General features: G+C 62.6%; 14 protein-coding genes. 9 read left to right on the top strand and 5 right to left on the bottom strand.

The window, feature by feature from the left end; translation table 11 throughout:
- Positions 1–3: 3 nt before the first annotated feature.
- The 6 genes from V6657_RS04425 to cpaB all read left to right on the top strand — a co-directional run bounded on the left by V6657_RS04425 (position 4) and on the right by cpaB (position 6,139).
- Positions 4–915, top strand: coding sequence for a TIGR00730 family Rossman fold protein (locus tag V6657_RS04425; RefSeq protein WP_048931888.1), 912 nt, complete (start codon positions 4–6; stop codon positions 913–915).
- Between the two features lie 83 nt (positions 916–998).
- A complete protein-coding gene (locus V6657_RS04420) occupies positions 999–1,433 on the top strand; it encodes a hypothetical protein (protein WP_048931887.1) in 435 nt (144 codons plus the stop codon).
- Positions 1,434–1,515: 82 nt separating this feature from the next.
- Complete coding sequence (locus tag V6657_RS04415; RefSeq protein ID WP_048931886.1) at positions 1,516–2,520, top strand: homoserine kinase; 1,005 nt, start codon at positions 1,516–1,518, stop codon at positions 2,518–2,520.
- On the top strand, positions 2,511–3,308 hold the full coding sequence (locus V6657_RS04410) for a BPSS1780 family membrane protein (protein WP_048931885.1): 798 nt from the start codon (positions 2,511–2,513) through the stop codon (positions 3,306–3,308). The genes V6657_RS04415 and V6657_RS04410 overlap by 10 nt, the downstream gene beginning before the upstream one ends.
- 354 nt (positions 3,309–3,662) lie before the next feature.
- A complete protein-coding gene (cpaA, locus tag V6657_RS04405; RefSeq protein WP_048931884.1) occupies positions 3,663–5,453 on the top strand; it encodes a metalloendopeptidase CpaA in 1,791 nt (596 codons plus the stop codon).
- Positions 5,454–5,470: 17 nt separating this feature from the next.
- A complete protein-coding gene (gene cpaB / locus V6657_RS04400) occupies positions 5,471–6,139 on the top strand; it encodes a metalloprotease secretion chaperone CpaB (RefSeq protein ID WP_048931883.1) in 669 nt (222 codons plus the stop codon).
- Between the two features lie 35 nt (positions 6,140–6,174).
- On the opposite strand, the gene V6657_RS04395 is transcribed toward cpaB, so the two are convergent.
- Complete coding sequence (locus tag V6657_RS04395) at positions 6,175–8,541, bottom strand: UvrD-helicase domain-containing protein (protein WP_048931882.1); 2,367 nt, start codon at positions 8,539–8,541, stop codon at positions 6,175–6,177.
- A 154-nt stretch (positions 8,542–8,695) separates the two neighbouring features.
- Between V6657_RS04395 and V6657_RS04390 the strand changes: the two genes are divergently transcribed.
- Both V6657_RS04390 and galU read left to right on the top strand, forming a co-directional pair.
- A complete protein-coding gene (locus V6657_RS04390; protein WP_048931881.1) occupies positions 8,696–11,572 on the top strand; it encodes a valine--tRNA ligase in 2,877 nt (958 codons plus the stop codon).
- A 39-nt stretch (positions 11,573–11,611) separates the two neighbouring features.
- Entirely contained in the window at positions 11,612–12,484 is an 873-nt protein-coding gene (gene galU / locus V6657_RS04385) for a UTP--glucose-1-phosphate uridylyltransferase GalU (protein ID WP_048931880.1), read from the top strand.
- A 125-nt stretch (positions 12,485–12,609) separates the two neighbouring features.
- On the opposite strand, the gene V6657_RS04380 is transcribed toward galU, so the two are convergent.
- The 3 genes from V6657_RS04380 to V6657_RS04370 form a co-directional block, all read right to left on the bottom strand.
- On the bottom strand, positions 12,610–13,605 hold the full coding sequence (locus tag V6657_RS04380) for a hypothetical protein (protein WP_048931879.1): 996 nt from the start codon (positions 13,603–13,605) through the stop codon (positions 12,610–12,612).
- A gap of 470 nt (positions 13,606–14,075) precedes the next feature.
- Positions 14,076–14,294, bottom strand: coding sequence for a translation initiation factor IF-1 (gene infA / locus V6657_RS04375; protein ID WP_004631109.1), 219 nt, complete (start codon positions 14,292–14,294; stop codon positions 14,076–14,078).
- A gap of 362 nt (positions 14,295–14,656) precedes the next feature.
- Positions 14,657–14,950 (bottom strand): hypothetical protein, encoded by a 294-nt coding sequence (locus V6657_RS04370; protein ID WP_048931878.1) that lies wholly within the window; start codon positions 14,948–14,950, stop codon positions 14,657–14,659.
- Positions 14,951–15,256: 306 nt separating this feature from the next.
- Between V6657_RS04370 and V6657_RS04365 the strand changes: the two genes are divergently transcribed.
- Entirely contained in the window at positions 15,257–16,366 is a 1,110-nt protein-coding gene (locus V6657_RS04365; RefSeq protein ID WP_048931877.1) for an endo alpha-1,4 polygalactosaminidase, read from the top strand.
- On the opposite strand, the gene pobA is transcribed toward V6657_RS04365, so the two are convergent.
- Positions 16,344–17,585 (bottom strand): 4-hydroxybenzoate 3-monooxygenase, encoded by a 1,242-nt coding sequence (gene pobA, locus V6657_RS04360; RefSeq protein WP_048931876.1) that lies wholly within the window; start codon positions 17,583–17,585, stop codon positions 16,344–16,346. The two genes, V6657_RS04365 and pobA, sit on opposite strands and share 23 nt — an antisense overlap.
- Between the last annotated feature and the right edge of the window lie 89 nt (positions 17,586–17,674).

The following is a 17,674-nucleotide window of genomic DNA, read 5'->3' as shown; positions in this document are numbered from 1 at the left end:
CCCATGGACTCTAATGTGACTGGAACGCCCGAAGGCGTTTCCAACAATGGCGGCGCCACTTCCGGCGACGTGGCGAAGCAGGCTGCTGGTGCATCCACGGCTGACATGGACGTCAACGTGACGGTGGGTGCAGACCGTACCGTGGAGATTGCCTCCACCAAATCCGACGCTGCACAAGGCCGCACCGACCGCAAGATGATCCCCAGCCTGCGGGCACTTGCCGACGAAGAGCGCGCTACCGCAAAGAAAGCGCGCGCCTCCTGGCAGATGTTCACGATTATGGCAGAGTTCATCGAGGCGACGGAGTACCTCTCGGAGATCCGCCCGGCCGTCTCGATCTACGGCAGCGCGCGCCTGCGCGAGGATTCGCCGTACTACGAACGCACCATCGAAATCGCCCGGCTGTTCTCGGATGCGGGCTTCGCTGTGATCTCCGGCGGTGGCCCTGGCATCATGGAAGCGGCCAACAAGGGCGCGCACGCGGGCAAGTCGGCCAGCGTCGGCCTGAACATCGAGCTGCCGCACGAACAGCAGGGCAATCCGTATCAGGATATCTCGATGCGCTTCCGCCATTTCTTCACGCGCAAGGTCACCTTCGTGAAAAACTCGGACGCGTTCATCGTCATGCCCGGCGGCTTTGGCACGCTCGATGAACTGGCCGAAGTGCTCACGCTCGTGCAGACGGGCAAGTCGCGCAGCGTGCCAGTGGTCATGTTCGGCAGCCACTTCTGGAAGGGCCTGCTGGACTGGTTCCGCTTTACGTTGCTGCCGATGGGCCTGATTGCCGAGCACGACCTCGACATCATGCGCATCGTCGATGAACCGAAAGACGCGCTCGACGCCGTCTACGAATTCTACGAAAAGCGCGAAGGCACCTCGCCGATTCCGCCGAAGGAAGAGATGTTCTACCTGTGACATCCAGCACCATCCGGATGGACGATGGTGGGATGGCCGGACTGCTAGAATGTCAGGTCTCGGATCACTCGCTGGAGTCCATCATGGATTCGCTGTTTCACCCGCCTGCCGCCCGCCGTTTTGCCGCCGCTGCGCGCCTGATGCGCCGCTCGGTGCAACATGTGGGGCTGGCCGTAGGTGCCGCCCTCTGCCTGGCCCTGCCCGTGCACGCTGAAGTGACGCAGGACAGCGCCGGCCTGGACCTGCCGGACGTCAAGGCCATCAACAATCAGCCGCTGTCCAAGCCGACCCACGGCTCGATCCATCACGAAACGGTCAAACCGAGCTTCGAATATCGCGACAACGACGGTACGCAGGTCGAGGAATACCGTTTCCAGAAAGGCCAGGCACCGGACATCCATGTCAAATCGGGCATGGGCACGTCCTACAACCTAAGCAAACCTGAAGACAGTTCGCCGCGCATCCGCGAGCGCGGTGACATTGACCGCGTGCCCTCGGTCAACGTCCTGAAGTTCTGAATTCCAGCGCCACGACGCGCATCGGCGCGGCGGTACCCAGTTGCCGCGCCGACTCCTTTCACCCGTTTCCCATTTCTGAAGCATGGCTGTTTTCACCCCGGTCTCCGACGCCGAGCTCGCTCTCTGGCTGGATCAATACGATGTGGGCGCCGTGCGCGCATTTCGCGGCATCCCCTCCGGGATCGAAAACTCCAACTTCTTTCTGACCACCGAGAAAGACGGGCAAACGCACGAATTTGTGGTCACACTGTTCGAGCGCCTCACGTTCGAGCAACTGCCGTTCTACCTTTATCTGATGCAGCATCTCGCGCAGCACAGCATCAGCGTGCCGGCACCGATTCCCGGGCGCGACGGCGAGATCCTGCGCACGCTCAACGGCAAGCCGGCCACCATCGTGACGCGCCTGGCCGGTCGCTCCAACCTGGCGCCGACGGTGTCCGAGTGCGCCATCGTGGGCGACATGCTCGCGCGCATGCACCTAGCCGGGCGCGACTACCCACGCCATCAGCCGAACCTGCGCAGTCTGCCGTGGTGGAATGAAGTGGTGCCCGATGTCGTGCCATTCGTGCACAGCGATACGCGCGCACTGCTGGAGAGCGAGCTCGCTCACCAGCAACGCTTCTTCGCCAGTGCCGATTACGCCGCGCTGCCCGAAGGCCCGTGCCATTGCGACCTGTTCCGCGACAACGTGCTGTTCGAGCCGGCAGCCGACGGCCACCCGGAGCGCCTCGGCGGCTTCTTCGATTTCTACTTTGCCGGCGTCGACAAGTGGCTGTTCGACGTGGCGGTGACCGTCAACGACTGGTGTATCGATCTCGCCACCGGTGTGCTGGATACTGAGCGGGCGCGTGCCATGCTGCATGCCTATCACGCGGTGCGCCCTTTCACCGATGCCGAAACGCGGCACTGGCAAGACATGCTGCGCGCCGCCGCCTATCGTTTCTGGGTATCACGCTTGTGGGATTTCTATCTGCCGCGTGATGCCGAACTGCTCAAGCCGCACGACCCGACCCACTTCGAACGCGTGCTGCACGAGCGCGTGCACGCGGCTGGGCTGACTCTGGACATTCCCGAACAATGCAACTGATCGAAGTCTCCGGCAAGCAAGGCTACGTCTGGCTGCGCCAGGGTGCGTGGCTGTTCCGCAAGAACCCGATCGGGTTTTTGCTGCTGCTGTTCATCTATCTGTTTGCCGTCAACCTGCTGATGCTGGTGGCGGCACCCATTGGCGTGTTCGCCATCCTGCTGGTCAATCCGGCCATCTTCGTGGGCTTCATGTCCGCTTGCCGCGATACGGTGGCGGGCAAGCGCGTCGGCCCAGCATCGCTCATCGCCGGTTTCCGGTCGTACGGCAAGGATGCGATGCGCGGTCTGCTGAAACTCGGCGGCATCTATGGTGCGCTGGTGCTGGTCGTCAGCGGCATCCTGATGACGATGGTGGATACCGACACGCTCATGGCGGTGTTCAGTGACAAACCGCCCACCACCGAAGCCATCCGCGAGCTCTACCTGACGATGGTGATGGGCGCGGTGCTGTATATCCCGGTGGCGGTGCTGTTTTGGTTTGCGCCGCTGCTGGTAGCGTGGCACGGCATTCCGGTGGGCAAGGCGCTGTTCTTCAGCTGGATGGCCGTCTGGCGCAATCGCGCGGCGTTCATCCTGTATGGCGCACTGGTCGGGATCCTGCTGATCGCGATCCCGCTGTTTATCGATGCGGCGTTTGCCTCAAGCGACGCCAACAACATCGCCCCGATCATCGCTACGCCGTACCGGATCCTGGTGATGGCGGTGCTGTACTGCTCGTTCTACGCCACCTACCGCGGCTGCTTCAACGTGACGCAAGCCGCCGGCCAGACCACCGACACAACGGCCTGAGCCGCTCGCGCTCAACCCTCCGTCACCGTCTCCTCTTTTTTGATTGCCGACAAACCGGCCTTGCGCACCCACAGCGCAAGGCCGGTGGCCGCCTACGCAGGGCGCAGCCCTCCCGCGGAGTTCACATTCGAACTCACAGCACGCTGTTGTCACTTCATGCAACAGGGCCCGCAAAAAGCGCTCACATTCGTCCCAGTCTGATAGATGGCTCGATGCGGGTCGCACACAATTCACCGCTGCCGTCAGTCGAGTTGGCGTGCATGACCTGTTTCGGGCACCGACCTCTGTTCTCCGTTGTTCTTCCTCGCATCGGCTGCGAGCAGACACGTGCCACCACCCGAAAAACGCAGAAGAATGGCAAACACCTCACTCAAATTGATGATTATCGCAAGCCTTGCTTGCGCGTCAGCGGCGTCCTATGCCTTGGATCTTTCACCCAACCAGAATGGTGGTTCGGGTGCCATCCCAGGCAACCAGCAACAAATCAATTTTTACCTCGGAGATGGCAATTACGCGCCGCGGGTCACGCTGCCCGCTTCCGGCCTGAGTGGCGCAACCATCAAGATTGCCAGCAACGCGACCTACAGCACGGAAGTTGCGCTGAACAACACCAGTATCCCGATCCCATCGGTCACGCTCAATACGGGTGAATCGATGTCGTTTGCCTTCGATGCGAGCAAGAAGCGATGGATGTACCAACCTGTTCTCGGGGTGCAGAGCCCCAATCGGCAGGGTGCACAAGTCAAGATCATGGACAACGAGAAAGTGGCGCTCTATCGCATCGGAAACGGCGACTGGACGAGCGCGGTGCGACTGCCCGTCTCGGCCAAGGACGGATCGCTTGCTATGGTGGAATCTCTTGCCGCCTGGACATCCAGCATCGACCGCGCCAACGTGCTGTTCGGCAGCACGATGAACCTTCGTACCGCGGACAGTTACGTGTTCACGTATCGCGCCGACTTGCGTAAGTGGGTTCCAATCGGCACCCCCTCGACAACGCTGGTGGCAAATAACGATTTCGGAACGTGGCAACTGTCGGCACCCGTAACACCGAGAACCCGGGTTGAGTTCCATAACGGTGCACACCGCCCCGCGGTCTCCTTGCCTGCGACGGCAGGCGACCGGGATCGCGTCACGTTATATTCCGCCGCCAGCTGGGGCGTCACCATTGACCCCCGCTACACGCAATACAAGGGCTCGATGGTGATCAGCACGGGGCAGACCTACGAATTCATGTTCGTGAAAGAGCTGAATGCGTGGGTCACGCTGCGCGCGCCGACGCTCACGTACAGCGCCCCTGCCCCGTCCCCCACTTCGTTCTCGCTCCCGGCACAACTCACGCCCGTCATGCGCTATACGTCGCGTGATGGCGTTTGGGCCGGGCAGGTTGTATTGCCTGGATCGGCCAAAGTGGGCGACCAGGTCGTCGTGGAAAGTACGGCCACGTATGGGTTCAACGTTGTTGCAAACGACCGGGTCTTGAACACGGTCAACAAGGGGGATCTTGTCCGCTACGTCTACGGTGCAGGCGGCTGGACCCCTGCAACGCGGGCGATCACCATGCTGATGGTGTACAGCGATCAGGCAGCCCAGCTGCTGGGTGAGGCCGGCGCACAGTTGCGCCTCACGGAAGGGCTGCGCCTGACCAACGAAGCGCTCGAAAACTCCAATGCCAACTTCTATGTCAAGTCGGTGGGCTTCTTGAAGCGTAAGGTGCCGGGCTCGACTCTGGACGACGCTGTTAGCCTTGGCCGAACCGACACGGCAATTCAGACAGCGCGTCAGCAACGCGGCGCCAACGCTGTGTACTACGAGGGTACGGAAGACGGCTGTGGCCTTGCCTGGGTCAATGCGAGTGCATCCTACATGATCGCCACCGGCTCGCTCAATTGCGGCACGACCGTGATGCGTCATGAATTCGGCCACAACATGGGTCTGGGACACTGCCCCGGAGACTACGGTAGCGCAACCTACGCGCACGGGCAGGCCGAGACCCGCGATGCGATGTGCGGCAATGCGATCCCCTATTTCTCCACGCCCAAGCTGTACGACAGCGAGACCGGACTGGCCCTGGGCAAGGAGAACATCACCGACGGGGTGCGAGCCATGAATGAGCGCTCCGCTACGGTCAGCACGTTCCGCTAATCCGCCCCACCCAAGCCATGAAGACATCTCTCAAGAAGCTCAATGGTCCTGCCGGGTGGATGCTCGGCACCGCAGCCGTCGCCACGACGGCTGCGTGTGCCGTTCTTTTTCTGGAACGGCCAGCATCCATCGCAGACGACGAACCGCAAGGTGTCACGCAGCAAGCCCGCGTGACGCAACTGGCTGAGCCCTCGACAGAAGCGCCTCGCCCCCCCCAGGAAGACGAGCAGGACGGTGAGAGAGCGCTCCATGCGGTGCCGCTGCTCTCCTACGTCGGTGCGGAGGAGGCTGCCTCACATCTCAGCTTTCTCAAGCCGGAACAGCTCAACGATGGGCGGGTGCTGATCCGCTACGCGTCGAACACCGTGACTTCGCTCAGAGAAGGCGACGCAGTCGACATCCTGTTACCAGAAACCGGCATCGCCATGCGGGGACACATCGACACTGTGAATCAGCACGGCGAAGCCACGCGTTGGTATGGCTCCTGGTCGGATGCCGCTGGCCCCGGGCGCTTCGTCATTTCGCAAACGGCGGACGGGCAATATGCCCACGCCGTCTACGAGACGGCAATGGGCACCTATTCCATGGAAGCCATCCAGGGCTATGGCTGGATTCAGGACCAGGCTAGCAGTGCAAAGCTCCTCGCCAATGGCCAGGATTTCATGATGGAAACGTCAGCCCACTGACGGGGACTGCCGGTCATGATGCGCTCACGGGCGCATCAATTGATCGGGTCCAGCTTGGCGATGCCAAGCGCCAGCACCTTCACCCCGTGGCGATTGAACTTGATGCTGGCGCGCGCCTCGGCGCCCTCGCCTTCCAGCGTCGTGATGACGCCTTCCCCGAACTTGTTGTGGAACACCGATTGGCCAACACGGAAGCCGGTTGCCTCCGCACGCTTGGCATCGGCGTAGTTCTTGCCGGTGTCCATGCCGCCGGTGGGGCGCGTGCCGGTGTAGGCATCTTCGTCACCGCGCTCAGGGCGCTTGAACCAATCCTTGCCCCAGGCGCCGCTTTCGCCTTGCGCACGGCGCGTGGCTTGATAGCCCGAGTGCTGCGGCGTGAGCCACTTCAGCGTGTCTTCGGGCAGCTCATCAAAGAAGCGTGAGCGAATGTGGTAACGGATCTGGCCGTGCAGCACGCGGCTTTGCGCGAACGACAGATACAGCCGCTCGCGCGCCCGGGTGATGGCCACGTACATCAGGCGGCGCTCTTCCTCTAGGCCGTCCTTCTCCATCTGGCTGTTTTCGTGCGGGAACAGCCCTTCTTCCAGCCCGGTGATGAAGACCACGTGGAACTCCAGCCCCTTGGCGGCATGCACGGTCATCATCTGCACAGCGTCCTGGCCAGCTTGGGCCTGGTTGTCGCCCGCTTCCAGCGAGGCGTGCGTGAGGAAGGCGACCAGCGGCGTCATCTCCGCGGGCGTTTCGTCGGTGACGAGTTCGGAGACGGTATCCGTCTCGCCGCCCTCGATGCGGATCATCGCGTCATGGCGTACCGGTAGCGCGGTCGCAATCGCGTCCACGCCGTAGCCCTCTTCGGCCACGAACGCCTGCGCGGCGGTCACCAATTCCTGCAAGTTCTCGATGCGGTCCTGACCTTCCTTCTCGCCCTGGTAGTGCGTGATCAGGCCGCTGGCGTGAATGACGTGCTGAACAATCTCAGGCAGCGTCATCTGGCGCGTATCGGCGCGCATCTGCTCAATCAGACGCACAAAGGCAGAGAGCTTGGTGCCAGCTGCGCCCGTCAGATATGGCACCGAGGCCGCCAGCGAAATGCCATACAGCTTGGCGGCGTCCTGCAGCAACTCCAGCGAGCGCGCCCCGACGCCACGCGCCGGGAAGTTCACTACGCGGCCGAACGCTGCATCGTTGTCCGGGTTCTCCAGCAACTGGATGTACGCCAGCGCGTGCTTGATTTCCGCCCGCTCGAAGAAGCGCAGGCCGCCGTACACCTTGTACGGAATCCCCGCCGAGAACAGCGCGTGCTCAATCACCCGCGACTGCGCGTTGCTCCGGTACAGGATGGCGATTTCCGAACGTGACATGCCGCTGGCAATGCGATCACGGATCTCATCGACGATCCAGCCAGCCTCCTGACCATCCGTGGCGGCCTGGTAGACGCGCACCAGCTCGCCATGGCCGGCATCCGTGCGCAGGTTCTTGCCCAGGCGGCGCGAGTTGTGCGAGATGAGATGGTTGGCCGTATCCAGAATGTTGCCGTGCGAACGGTAGTTCTGCTCCAGCTTGATGCGGTGCTCGACGCGGAATTCGCGCTCGAAGTCGACCATGTTGCCGACGTTGGCACCACGAAACGCGTAGATGCTCTGGTCGTCATCACCCACGGCAAAGATGGCGTTGGGCTGGACACCCGGCTCACCGAGGCCGGCGAGCACTTTCAGCCAGGCGTATTGCAGCTTGTTCGTATCCTGGAACTCATCGACCAGGATGTGCTTGAAGCGACGCTGGTAGTGCGCGCGGATGGCATCGTTGTAGCGCAGCAGCTCATAGCAGCGCAGCAGCAGTTCGGCAAAGTCGACCACGCCTTCGCGCTGGCATTGCGCGTCGTAAGCGGCGTACAGGTCGGCCATGTGGCGGTCGTATTCATTGGCGATTTCCAGATCGCCCGCGCGCAAGCCCTGCTCCTTGGCACCGTTGATGAAGTACTGGACGTTCTTGGGCGGGAATTTCTCGTCGTCGATATTGAGCGACTTGAGCAGGCGCTTGACGGCGGACAGCTGGTCTTGCGTATCGAGAATCTGGAACGTCTGCGGCAGGCCGGCATCACGATAGTGCGCACGCAGCAGGCGATTGCACAGCCCGTGGAACGTGCCGATCCACATGGCGCGCGTGTTGATCGGCAGCATGGCCTGCAGACGGGCCGTCATTTCCTTGGCCGCCTTGTTCGTAAACGTGACGGCAAGCACACCCGAGGGCGACACCCGCGCACTCTGGATCAGCCAGGCGATACGCGTGGTCAGCACACGCGTCTTGCCGCTGCCCGCCCCCGCCAGGATCAGCGCCGATTCATCGGGAAGCGTGATGGCAGCGCGTTGTTCGGGGTTCAGATTGGCGAGCAGGTCGGACATGCGGGAGGAGCCTTGGCGGAATCCGCAAATTATACCGGCCCCCTCAGCCGCCTCGCCCGTGGCGGACACGCACAAGTCGTATAATTCCAAGCTTTCGCCCAGCATTTTTCTTGGGCCAAACGTCTTTTTGCGCGGATTTGCGCCCCCTGTCAGCATGACCGATCAAAACCAGTCCCTCGCCAAGAGTTTCGAACCCGCCACCATCGAGCAGAAGTGGAGCGCAGCGTGGGAAGCAATGGGCGTATCCCGCGCGACGCTTGAAGCCGGCAAGCCGGACTTCTGTATCCAGCTCCCGCCGCCGAACGTGACGGGCACGCTGCACATGGGCCACGCGTTCAACCAGACCATCATGGACGGCCTGACGCGCCACGCGCGCATGTCGGGCGCCAACACGCTGTGGGTGCCGGGCACCGACCACGCCGGCATCGCCACGCAGATCGTCGTGGAGCGCCAACTGGATGCACAAGGCGTGTCGCGCCACGACATGGGCCGCGAGAAGTTCGTCGAGAAGGTGTGGGAGTGGAAGGAGCAATCGGGCTCGACCATCACGCGCCAGGTGCGCCGCATGGGCGCCTCGATCGACTGGGAACGCGAATACTTCACGATGGACCCGAAGATGTCGCGCGCCGTCAGCGACGTGTTCGTGCGTCTGTACGAGCAGGGCCTGATCTACCGCGGCAAGCGCCTGGTCAACTGGGACCCGGTGCTCGGCACCGCCGTGTCCGACCTGGAAGTGGTCAGCGAAGAGGAAGAAGGCTCGCTGTGGCACATCCGCTATCCGCTGGCTGAGCCGGATGCCGTGCGCGGCCTGACGCATCTGACGGTGGCCACCACCCGCCCCGAGACGATGCTCGGCGACACGGCCGTGATGGTGCATCCGGAAGACGAGCGCTACGCCCACCTGATTGGCAAGTTCGTGCACCTGCCGCTGACCGATCGCCAGATCCCGGTGATTGCCGACGAATACGTCGACCGCGAATTCGGCACCGGCGTGGTCAAGGTGACCCCGGGCCACGACTTCAACGACTACGCGGTGGGCCAGCGCCACAAGCTGCCGCAGTTGTCGATCCTGACGCTCGACGCGAAGATCGTTGCCGATGCGCCGGCCGCCTATGCCGGCATGGACCGCTTCGATGCGCGCAAGAAGATCGTCGAGGACCTCGAAGCGCAAGGCCTGCTGGCCGAGGTGAAGAAGCACACGCTGATGGTGCCGCGCGGCGACCGTACCGGCGTCGTGATCGAGCCGATGCTGACCGACCAGTGGTTTGTCGCCATGAGCAAGCCGGCGCCGGAAGGCACGCGCTTCCCGGGCCGCTCCATCGCCGAAGTGGCGCTGGACGCGGTGGAGGGCGGCAAGATCAAGCTGGTGCCCGAGCAGTGGGTCAACACGTACAACCAGTGGCTGAACAACATCCAGGATTGGTGCATCTCGCGCCAGCTGTGGTGGGGCCACCAGATTCCGGCGTGGTACGACGAAGCCGGCAACGTCTACGTGGGTCGCAACGAAGAGGAAGCCAAGGCACAGGCTGCCGCCAAGGGCTATACCGGCGCACTCAAGCGTGACGACGACGTGCTCGACACGTGGTTCTCGTCGGCGCTGGTGCCGTTCTCGTCGCTGGGCTGGCCGGCCGATACGCCGGAACTGAAGCACTTCCTGCCCTCCACCGTGCTGGTGACGGGCTACGACATCATCTTCTTCTGGGTGGCGCGCATGGTCATGATGACCCTGCACTTCACCGGCGAAGTGCCCTTCCACACTGTCTACGTGCACGGCCTCGTGCGCGATTCGGAAGGCAAGAAGATGAGCAAGTCCGAGGGCAACACGCTCGACCCGGTGGACTTGATCGACGGCATCGCGTTGGAGCCGCTGCTAGCCAAGCGCACGACAGGCCTTCGCCGCCCGAAGGATGCGCCCAAGGTCGAAAAGCGCACGCGCAAGGAATTCCCGGAAGGCATTCCGGCCTTCGGCGCCGACGCGCTGCGCTTCACCTTCGCCTCGCTCGCCACACTGGGCCGCAGCATCAACTTCGACCCGGGCCGTTGCGAGGGCTACCGCAACTTCTGCAACAAGCTGTGGAACGCCACGCGCTTCGTGCTGATGAACACCGAAGGCCAGGACTGCGGCATGCAGGAATGCGTCGGTGATTGCGGCCCCGAAGGCTACTTGGACTTCTCGCAGGCCGACCGCTGGATCGTCTCGCTGCTGCAGCGCGTGGAAACCGAAGTGGAGAAAGGCTTTGCCGACTACCGCTTCGACAACATCGCCAACGCCATCTACAAGTTCGTGTGGGACGAGTACTGCGACTGGTACCTGGAACTGGCGAAGGTGCAGATCCAGACCGGCACGCCGGCCCAGCAACGCGCCACGCGCCGCACGCTGCTGCGTGTGCTGGAAACCGTGCTGCGCCTGGCGCACCCGATCATCCCGTTCATTACGGAAGAGCTCTGGCAAAAGGTCGCGCCGATGGCCGGCCGCGCCAAGGGCGACGGCACGGAAAGCCTCGCGCTGCAGGCATACCCGCGCGCCGTGCTCACCAAGATCGACGAGCAGGCCGAACAATGGGTCCAGCAGCTCAAGGCCCTGGTGGATTCCTGCCGCAACCTGCGCGGCGAGATGAACATCTCCCCCGCGCAACGCGTACCGCTGTACGCCAACGGCGAAGCAGAATTCCTGCAAGCCGCTGCACCGTATGTGCAAGCGCTGGGCAAGCTGTCGGAGGTGAAGGTCTACACCGATGCTGCCGCCATGGAGCAGGACGGTGCCGGCGCCCCGGTCGCCATCGTCGGCGAGAACAAGCTGCTGCTGAAGGTCGAGATTGACGTGGCTGCTGAACACGCACGCCTGAGCAAGGAAGTCGACCGTCTGCGCGGTGAGATCGCCAAGGCCGAAGGCAAGCTCGGCAACGAATCGTTCGTTGCCCGCGCACCGGCTGCGGTGGTGGAACAAGAACAGAAGCGCCTGGCAGATTTCAAAGCCACGCTCACCAAGCTGGAAGCCCAGATCGCCCGCCTGCCGGTGCAGACCGCCTGAGCGCCCCAGCGAATACCTATCGATACGAAGGAAACCACGATGCAACGCGTTACCAAAGCCGTCTTCCCGGTCGCGGGTCTGGGAACCCGCTTTCTGCCGGCCACCAAGGCCAGCCCGAAGGAAATGCTGCCGGTGGTGGACAAGCCGCTGATCCAGTACGCCGTGGAAGAAGCCATGGCTGCCGGCATTACCGAGATGATCTTCGTGACGGGCCGCAGCAAGCGCGCCATTGAAGACCACTTCGACAAGGCCTACGAACTGGAAGCTGAACTCGAAGCCAAGCAAAAGACTGCGTTGCTGGAAGTCGTACGCTCGATCAAGCCGTCGCATGTGGATTGTTTCTACGTGCGCCAGCCCGAAGCGCTGGGCCTGGGCCATGCCGTGGCATGCGCAGAAAAGCTGGTCGGCGATGCGCCCTTCGCTGTCATCCTGGCGGATGACTTGCTGGATGGCACCCCGCCCGTCATGAAGCAGATGGTCGACTTGTACGACCACTACAACTGCTCGGTAATCGGCGTGGAAGAAATCGACCGCGAGCAGAGCCGTTCGTACGGTGTGGTCGATGGCCGCCCGTGGGAAGAGGACGGCAGCGTGATCAAGATGTCGGGCATCATCGAGAAGCCGGCGCCGGAAAACGCGCCGTCCAACCTGGGCGTGGTGGGGCGCTACATTCTCACGCCGCGTATTTTTGACCACATCCGCAACCTGAAGCCGGGTGCGGGCGGTGAGCTGCAACTGACGGATGCGATCCAGTCGCTGCTGTCGGCCGAGCAGGTGCTGGCCTACCGCTACAAGGGTGTGCGCTACGACTGCGGCAGCAAGCTGGGCTATCTGAAAGCCACCGTGGAGCTGGCACTCAAGCACAAGGAAGTCGCAGACGAATTCCGCGCCTACCTCGCTGCGCGCGGCTAAGTTTCATCCGCCCATAGAAAAACCCGCGCAGCGCGAGCTGACGCGGGTTTTTTTTGTGGGTCGGGTGGCAAAAAGCCCGACCCCGACCCGGTACGCCCCCCTTTCAGGCGTCAATGCTGCAGCCCTTATTGCGGTGCCTTCAGCGGAGAGATGGTCTGCTTGAGCAGGTTCCAGTACGAGCTGGTGCTGTACGGCACCATCTGCTCGGCGTAATTCCACCAAAAGTAGCCGCCGATAAAGCGCGGGTCAGCCGCCATCTTCGTGTTGGCCATCGGGTAGTACGACTTGATCAGGTTCTGTTGCACAGAGGTCGGCGCCGACGTGCTCGACGTGCCGATCTCACCAAAACCGACCTTCGCCACCGGGAAGATGGACTCCAGCAGCTTGAAGTCGGCAGTCCAGTTCGGGCTCAGGCCCGGGCAATCCTGGTACGGGTAGTAGCTGAACAGCGCATAGTCAGCACCCTGACGCACGCGCGCCGGCAGATAGGTCTGTGCCCAGCTCTGCCATGCATCCATCGGCAGCTGCCAGCAGTTGTTGCCCTTGCGGTCATCGTTGTAGTACATCGTCACGGAGGTCAGACCACCGTTGGCCTTCACGATGTCGTACGCCGCCGCCACCATGTTGCCGATGTCCGTCTCTTCCTGCGCCGCCACAGCGTCCGGGCCGTTCGAATCGACGCGCAGCCATTCGCCGTTGATCTCGTTGGCGATCTCCCACACGTCCACCACGTTCTTCAGGGTGCCCACCAGCTCGTTGGTACGTGCCGTGTAGGTTTGCAGATCGCTCGGGAAGTAGTACGAGTCCATGATCCCGCCCATCACATAGGCAACAGCGTGGAGCTTGACGAGCGCCGGGTAGTACTGTGCAGCAGTCGTGCCCGGATCGAACACCACACGCACGGTCGGCTTGTACGGCAGGTGCGTGAGCGATGCCACGATCGCGTTGATGTTGCTGACGTCGTCCAGCGTGACGCCGTAGATGGGTGCCTTCGGGCGCGTGGCCTGCGCCGAGGCGGTTTGCATACCCAGACCCGTCAGCGCTGCTGCCGCCATCAGGCCCATCATGACGCGCCGGCTCGCGCGTGCCACGCTCTGTGCTGCTTTTGTGGTTTCCAACATTGTGATTTCTATTCCCTCGGACGCAAAAAGTTACGCCCAAATTTCGATGGACAAGCGCCGTCCTACCTGTGCGGTATCTCGATGTGGTGTGACTCGTTTGACACACTGAACACCGAACGGGTACGAGCGTCAGATGACGCCCCGGTCGGCAGATTGAATGCGCGATTGGAAGCCTCAGCCGAGGTTATCGGCGGGCCGTGCGCTTATTTGAGGACTGGTACAGCTGGCGCGCGCTCACCCAAAATTGCGAGGGAGAGGCGTGGCTTGACGAGAGGAAAAGCCCTGCACTTCAGTTGATCGCTGACTGTGTTTCCCCCCGTCAGCGATCAATGGGGATCATACCCCATCCAGGTGACACGCCAATGAATATTACCGATCGCTAACGATTGGCGAAAGAAAAAAACCGCGGGCCATGCGTGCTCGCGGTCTCTTATGTGTCTTGCTGGGCGCTTTAGTGCTGTGTTGCTGCGTTACTTGTGTCGATAGTTGATGCGACCCTTGGTGAGGTCGTACGGCGACATTTCCAGCTTCACGCGGTCACCCGCCAGGATGCGGATGCGGTGCTTCTGCATCTTGCCCGACGCATATGCCCAGATTTCCACGCCGTTTTCCAGTTGCACGCGAAAACGATTGTCGGGCAGTGCTTCGGAGACCACCCCTTCAAATTCAATCAGTTCTTCCTTAGCCAAACTCGTTCCTTTGTATGCAGCACACGGCTGCGTCAATGGTTGCAATAAGTGTGATGACCCACCCGAACCACGCCGCACGCCTTGTGTAGTGGGCATGCAGCGGCATCGCCGCGATCATCGGCCCGCACAGCGGGCTTGGGGGGTACCGAGTTGCACCCAACGCAGGTTGCGCCCGCCAATGGCGCGCGCCTCGTTTCGTACGTTTAGTGCAAGCGAGGAATGGGTGGCGGTCGCAGAGTGCGCGCCGCCCGGCTCGACGCGGGGGGAACCCCGGTTGCTGGACTCGGCTGCACGGGCCATAACGGGCCCGGCGGCAAGCCGGATTCGCCCGCTATTCTATCACGGACAGGAGCCGTGCCGCTTCAGACCTTGTCAACTGCCAGCGACAGGTCCGGCACGTCGCCGTCGATGATGCTCTCAGCAAAGCGCAAGGCTGCCACACGCGCATCCCCCACGTTGCCGAACTGTTGCTCCCCTGACAGGCGAAATACCTGGGTCTGCCCTGGCTCGGGCGACTCCCCTGCTCTGCAGATCATCACGGCGGCGTTGTAGCTGCGGTCCTCTCTGGCCTCGGGCCAGCGTGCCGTGCGCTCGTGCTGGAAAGCCAACGGATAGATGTCGAAGCCTTTGTATTGGCCCGCCGGCGAATTGTCCATCGCAAATGCCCCCTTCTTGAAGGTCGAGTGCTGTCCGACTATACACCCGTGCACTTTGCGTGGCGATGAAAGCGCCGCCAACCTTTGATTTACCTCCGCTGGGGGCTTGAGCGGTTGCCTGAGCAGATCGGGCAAGCAGATCGAAACCCGTTCTTAAGAACTTTCAGTAGGCCTCCCCCTCTTTCGCAGGGAGGCCTGTGCTAGCGTGCTCGCCGTGCGCTACTGCAGACGTTTCACGCCTACCACAGCGCGCACATGCAGGACCGCAGCATTTCACTAGGTCATCCCACTCTCTCAAGACCAATCATGCGCCTGTCCAACCCCGCTCTCGCACTCGCCTGCTCTGCCCTCATGCTCTCCGCCTGCGGAGGCAATGATGGTGACATCTCTATGCCCGTCCAATCCGTCATGGCTGCCACCACAACCACCTCAACCAACGCCAAGGCGCCAGCATCAGCCACGGCCGTTGCCCTGTGCGGTGCGAACAGCACATCGCCGCTCGCGGGCGTGCAGACGTGGATGTATCAATTGCAGAACCTGCAAACGGATGCGCAGATCAATGCGCTCGATGCCCAGCCGTACGACATGGTCGTTGTCGAGGCGGGCAACACGGTCAAAGGCCAAGAGGCATTCAACACGGCCGGCATGGTGACGCGACTGCAGACCAAGGCCGACGGCTCGCCGCGCAAGGTCATCGCCTACATCGACATCGGGCAGGCGGAAGACTTCCGCACGTACTGGACCACCGACTGGGAGCCACCGACCTCCACGGGGCCCGGTGTCCCCAACTTCATCCTGACCGTCGACCCGGACGGTTGGGCGGGCGACTATCCGGTGGCCTATTGGGACCAGCGTTGGCAAGACCTGTGGCTGGGCCCCAACGGTGCAGTGGCGCAACTCGCCCGCGAAGGCTTTGACGGCGTCTACCTGGATTGGGTGGAGGGCTACACCAACGCGACAGTGGTTGCCGCCGCAAAGAAAGCCGGTGTGGATCCGGCCAAGGCCATGGTCGATTTCATTGCGAAGATCCGTGCCACGGGCCGCGCCATCAACCCACAGTTTGCGGTGATCCAGCAGAACGCGCCGGAACTCATCGATGCCGTGGGCGCGGCACAGCTGCTACCCAACCTCGATGCCATCTCGCAGGAAGACACGTGGTTTGGCGGCGACGCGGGTGTCGCCTGGAGCGACCCGGCCGGCGGTGATCAAGCGCCACCTGCCGCAGACACCAAGTGGACCATTGATCAGTTGCAGAAGCACTGTGCGGGCGGCCTGCCGGTCTTCACGATCGACTACGCCCTGAAAACCGCCAACGCGCAGAAGGTCTACACCACCTCTCGCAGCCTGGGCTTCCGTCCGCTGGTGTCACGCATCGCACTGTCCAAGCCGACGACTACGCCGCCCTGGAACTACTGACGTTACCCCCTGCGTTCAACGCCCTCGCTGGCGCGTCGGCCAATGATGCAAATGGCAGGCCGACGTAGTTCTCGGCCAGCACGCGCGCCGCTGCCGGCGAGGTCGTCACGTATTCCAGCTCGGCGCGCTGCAGCCGCTGCATGAACGGCGTGTGGTCGTCAAAGCGATGCAGCATCGACGTCATCCACCACGAGAAATGCTCCGCACGCCAGACGCGCTGCAGGCAACGCTCTGAATAGCCGGCCAACTGCGTCGTATCGTTTTGCCGGTAACGCGCAGTGAGCGCCTGCGCCAGCACGCGCACGTCGGCCACGGCCAGGTTCATGCCCTTGGCGCCAGTGGGCGGCACGATATGCGCTGCGTCACCCGCCAGGAACAGACGGCCGTACTGCATCGTCTCGCACACAAAGCTGCGCATCGGGGTCACGCTCTTCTGCAGGATCGCGCCCTCCTTGAGGTGCCAGCCGTCGTTGTTTTCCAGGCGCGTGTGGAGTTCATCCCAGATGCGTGCGTCGGACCATTCGGCGAGGTTTTCGTCAGGCTTGCATTGCAGATAAAGCCGCGTGATCTTGGGCGAACGCATGCTGAACAGCGCGAAACCGCGGTCATGGCTTGCGTAGATCAGCTCTTCGGCTGCGGGCGCGGCCTCGGCCAGAATGCCCAGCCACGCAAACGGATAGACGCGCTCGAACACGGCCTGGCGCTGTGCTGGGATTGCTGGCCGGCAGATGCCGTGGAAGCCATCACAGCCGGCGATGTAATCGCATTGCAGCGTCTGCGGCATGCCGTCATGCACAAACTGCACCGAGGGCGTGGCCGATTCGATGTCGTGCACCGATACGTCGCTCACGTCGAAGAGCAGCGGCGCGCCCTGCTCCACGCGTGCGGCAATCAGATCCTTCACCACCTCGTGCTGCCCATACACGGTGATGGAGCGCCCGCCTGACATCGTCGTCAGGTCCACACGATGCCGCTTGCCGCCGAACAGCAGATCGATGCCGTGGTGCACCAGCCCTTCGCGGCGCATGCGTTCACCCACACCGGCTTCGTTGAGCACGTCGACCGTGCCCTGCTCCAGCACGCCGGCGCGGATGCGCTCTTCCACATACGTGCGGCTCTTGGTTTCGAGGATGACGGCATCGATGCCGTTGCGGTGCAGAAGCTGCCCGAGCAGCAGGCCCGCGGGGCCCGCGCCGATGATGGCGACCTGGGTGCGCATGGTGGTTGTCTCCAGACGGATGGGAATCGTTCTGGCAAGCATTGTTGGCCCGCACCTTGATATCGCACAATGCAATATCGGCGATAAAC

This window comes from Ralstonia sp. RRA (assembly GCF_037023145.1).
Lineage (GTDB): Bacteria > Pseudomonadota > Gammaproteobacteria > Burkholderiales > Burkholderiaceae > Ralstonia.
This window is presented reverse-complemented; position numbering and strand designations above follow the sequence as displayed.